This window comes from Actinocorallia lasiicapitis (assembly GCF_054778695.1).
Genome location: NZ_BAAGZI010000483.1, coordinates 1 through 3,878, shown reverse-complemented (window position 1 = coordinate 3,878; position 3,878 = coordinate 1). Strand labels below are relative to the sequence as shown.

The window sequence follows — 3,878 nt, the reverse complement described above, 5'->3', positions numbered from 1 at the left end:
CGGGCGCGGGCTGCGCGCGACCCTCGCCCAGAAGCCCGGCGACGGGCCGACGGCGCAGGAGCGCGCCGGGAACTGGTTCCGGATGCGCTTCCACGGCGAGGGCGGCGGCGAGCACGTGCTCACCGAGGTCGCGGGCGGCGACCCCGGCTACAGCGAGACCGCCAAGATGCTCGCCGAGAGCGCGCTCTGCCTCGTCCAGGACGCCCTGCCGGCGACCGCGGGCCAGGTCACCACCGCTCAGGCGATGGGCGACGCCCTGATCGAGCGCCTGCACCGCAACGGCATCGCCTTCACTCTGCTCTGAGCCGTGTCCCCTCCGTGGCGGCCGGGCAGGTCGGCGACGGAGCGTGACATTGACGCCGCAACAAGCGAACGCCTGAAACATTCGGTCGTCTCATGTCATCCTGTGCCCTGTCGTGATCAAGCAGTCACCTTAGGTCACAGGGTGGGGAATGCTTCTCTTTCGCAGCAAGAAGGGCGTCCGAGTCGACGAGGACAGCGCCCTGGAGTTCATCGACGAGTACTACCAGGAGCAGGGGCTGGGGGCGCCGGGGGGACGGCTCCGCGAGGTCAGGGAGGAGATCAGGAAGACCGGGACCTACCGGCACACCGGCGAGGAACTGGAGTACGGGGCGCGCGTCGCCTGGCGCAACAGCAGCCGCTGCATCGGCCGGCTGTACTGGCGCTCGATGCGGGTGCGCGACCGCCGCGAGGTCGCCACGGCCGCCGGTGTCGCCGCGGAGTCGATCGCCCATCTGCGCGCCGCCACCAACGGCGGCCGGATCCGGCCGCACATCACCGTGTTCGCGCCCGACAGCCCCGAAGCGCCCGCACCGCGCATCTGGAACGACCAGCTCATCCGCTACGCCGGGCACACCATCGGTGATGGCGAGATCATGGGCGACCCGGCGAACGCGGCGCTGACCGACGTCGCCCGCTCCCTCGGCTGGCGCGGCGGGACCGGCGGCCCGTTCGACGTCCTGCCGCTGGTGATCGAGGCGGGCCATGAGCCGCCCGAACTGTTCGAACTGCCCCGCAGCGCCGTCCGCGAAGTGCTGCTGCGCCATCCGGAACATCGCTGGTTCGCCGAGCTGGGGCTGCGCTGGCACGCCGTCCCCGCGGTCTCCGACATGATCCTGGAGATCGGCGGGATCTCCTATCCGGCGGCGCCGTTCAACGGCTGGTACATGGGCACCGAGATCGGCGCCCGCAACCTCGCCGACGACACCCGGTACGCGCTGCTGCCGATCCTCGCGGGCCTGCTCGGCCTCGACACCTCCCACGACGCCAGCCTCTGGCGCGACCGGGCGCTCGTCGAACTCAACCGGGCGGTGCTGCACTCCTTCGGCGAGGACGGAGTCACCATCAGCGACCACCACACCGAGTCCCGCCGGTTCCTGGCCCATCTGGAGAAGGAGGAACGCGCCGGGCGGGTCTGCCCCGCCGACTGGTCGTGGATCGTCCCGCCGATGTCGTCGTCGGCGACCCCGGTCTTCCACCGCTACTACGAGAACCCGGAGCTGCGGCCGAACTTCGTCCGCGGACCCCGCCCGTACGGGTGATTGACAGACCGGCCCATGATCCGCGACCGTGGGCGGCACCTGAAGGAGGTGCCCCATGCGGCGGCGTGTGATCTTTGCGGGTGTCGCGGCGGCTGCTGTCGCCGGCGGAGCGTTCTTCGCCATCCAGGCGGCGAGCGGCTCCGAGCCCGACGGCGGACCGTCCGACCAGCTCAACGTGAAGCAGCTCGAGGACGGTCCCGCCCGGGTGGGTGAGCAGACGGTCAAGCCCACCCCCCGGGAGATGCCCAAGAAGGATTTCTAGAACGGGACCCCGACGCCGTCCATGTTCCGGACGTCGGTCTTCTCCTTGCGGACGGCCAGGAACATGCGGTGGGTGGCCGCTCCGAAGACCGGCGCGTAGAGGTAGCCGTCGTCGCGCTTCAGCCGGAAGCTCAGTACGCTGATGACACGGCCGTAACCGGAGCTCGCGAACTTCGCGATCAGGGGGCCGCCGCTCGCGCCGTGCGACAGGTCGCAGCGGAGCCCGAACTCCTTGTTGGCGCCGAACGTCCTGCGCTTGAAGTCGCCCTTGCACATGCGGAGCTTGTCGCCGCGGTCGGGGTACTCGGTGTCGTTCGGGGCGTGCGACCCGGCGTAGCCGTACGCGCGCACCCATAGCCGCTTGCCCTTGACCTTGGTGAGCAGGCTCTGGCCGCCGGTGAACTTCTGGATCGGTCCGTTGCTGTGCCGGGCCATCGCGATCATCGCGTAGTCGGACTGCGGCTCGGCGCGGACGCTCCAGCTGTTGTAGGTGAACACCCACTGGCCGCTCCAGACGCCCTTGCGGGCGTTGCCGTCGGAGTAGTCGGGGAAGAACGTGATGGTCCGGCTCTCGAACCCTTCGTCGGGGTCTGTGACGCAGTGACCGGCCGTCAGCATGACGGACTGGTTGCCCTTCCCCTTCTTCGGGAACGCCGAGTTGATGACGGTTCCGGTGCACGTGTAGACGCCGCCGTCGTTGCCCTCGATGTAGAGCCGGCCGATCATCTTCGCCGGGGCCTTGCCGTGGCCGGTGGCGACCGTCGCCTTGGTGATCGGCGGTACCGGCTTGCGCGCCTGCGGTCCGTAGGCGCGCGCGGGCATGTCGCGGGGGTGTGCCTCCGCCTGGCGCATCCGCGCCGCCGTCCAGAATCCGTCGGCGGGTTTCGCGAGGGCGGTCTTGCCGATGGCGTCCTTGCCTTCCTGGGCCGCGTGGGCCGGTGCGAGGGTGGCCAGGGCCAGCGAACCGGCGGCGAGGGGCAGGATCGACAGCCGGACTGCGCTACGCAATGTTCCTCCGAAGAATGGGGGGTTGGGCCGGAGCTGTACCGAAGGTTCACGATTAGTCGGGGAAGGTCAAGGGAACCTGCCGTTACGGTCTGAAGAAGATCGTTGACTTGGGCGTGTGGCTTCCGTCACCGTGGATTCCGGCTTTGCACGGAGCCCTGGAAGGAGTCGGAAATGACGGGTCGGAAGATCGTTGCGGGGGTGGCCGCCGTGGCGGCCGTCACGGGACTGGCGGTGGGTCTGGCGGGAGTGAGCACGGCTCATGGTGATGCGTCCCGATGGTCCGATGAGGACGCGTTCGGGGAAGTTCCTGAGACGGCCTGACCGGATCGGGCCAACCTGCGGAGAGACGCGTCACAACGCCCGCTCAGGGCCGCGTCGGCACCTTGCCGCTGTGTGAAACTGTTCGCTTGCCGGGCTGCCCCCCGCCGCAGGAGGACAGATGTATCCGATCGTCCGCCAGGTGCCGCTCTCCCCGCGCGGCCCGCTGGCACGCCGCCGCCCCCATCCGGATCTGCCGGAGCCGGGACCGCAGGAGGCGCTCGTCTACCGTGTCGGTGGCCGGCTGGTCACCGAGACGGGCCGGGCCAAAGGGGACGATCTACGCAAGGCGCGCTCCGTCGTCGTGGTCGACGTGCGGCGCGACGTCGCCGTCACGGTGCGGACGGTGCTGCCGGGCGCGCGGGCCTCGGAGTTCGCGGTGCTCGTCACCTTCGCGTGCACGGTGATCGATCCGGTGGCCGTCGCCAGGACGGGCCACCGGGACGTCGAGGCGCAGCTCCTCGCCTACCTGGACGGGCATCCGCGCCTGTACGAGCTGGCGCTGGGGCATGAGCCGGGCGCGGTGGAGGAGGTGCGGCGGGACGTCGCCGCGGAGCTCGCGGCGGTGACGACCGTCCGGCCGCCGGCGCTGCCCGGGCTGGTCGTGGCGTTCGTCCGGGCCGAGGTGCCGACCCCCGCCGAGCTCGCCGACTTCCATCGCAGGCGGCGCGCCCAGGCCGACGACCACGCCCTGGCGATCGAGCGTGAGGCGCAGCGGCAGCGGCGGGT

4 protein-coding genes and 1 pseudogene are annotated in these 3,878 nt (G+C 70.6%); 4 read left to right on the top strand and 1 reads right to left on the bottom strand.

Annotated features, from left to right (window positions below):
• The 3 genes and pseudogenes from ACYVE7_RS30700 to ACYVE7_RS30690 all read left to right on the top strand — a co-directional run.
• Nucleotides 1-304: pseudogene (locus ACYVE7_RS30700) on the top strand (saccharopine dehydrogenase); the annotation flags it as partial.
• Between the two features lie 148 nt (nucleotides 305-452).
• Entirely contained in the window at nucleotides 453-1,562 is a 1,110-nt protein-coding gene (locus ACYVE7_RS30695) for a nitric oxide synthase oxygenase (RefSeq protein ID WP_460369634.1), read from the top strand.
• A gap of 55 nt (nucleotides 1,563-1,617) precedes the next feature.
• On the top strand, nucleotides 1,618-1,824 hold the full coding sequence (locus ACYVE7_RS30690) for a hypothetical protein (protein ID WP_460369632.1): 207 nt from the start codon (nucleotides 1,618-1,620) through the stop codon (nucleotides 1,822-1,824).
• Here ACYVE7_RS30690 and ACYVE7_RS30685 read toward each other — a convergent pair.
• Complete coding sequence (locus tag ACYVE7_RS30685; RefSeq protein ID WP_460369630.1) at nucleotides 1,821-2,831, bottom strand: trypsin-like serine peptidase; 1,011 nt, start codon at nucleotides 2,829-2,831, stop codon at nucleotides 1,821-1,823. The two genes, ACYVE7_RS30690 and ACYVE7_RS30685, sit on opposite strands and share 4 nt — an antisense overlap.
• 439 nt (nucleotides 2,832-3,270) lie before the next feature.
• Between ACYVE7_RS30685 and ACYVE7_RS30680 the strand changes: the two genes are divergently transcribed.
• A partial coding sequence (locus ACYVE7_RS30680) for a hypothetical protein (RefSeq protein WP_460369629.1) occupies nucleotides 3,271-3,878 on the top strand: 608 nt, incomplete at its 3' end.

Coding starts and splice junctions, on each gene's coding strand:
- ACYVE7_RS30695 (WP_460369634.1), top strand. CDS start 453: ATGCTTCTCTTTCGCAGCAAGAAGGGCGTCCGAGTCGACGAGGACAGC.
- ACYVE7_RS30690 (WP_460369632.1), top strand. CDS start 1,618: ATGCGGCGGCGTGTGATCTTTGCGGGTGTCGCGGCGGCTGCTGTCGCC.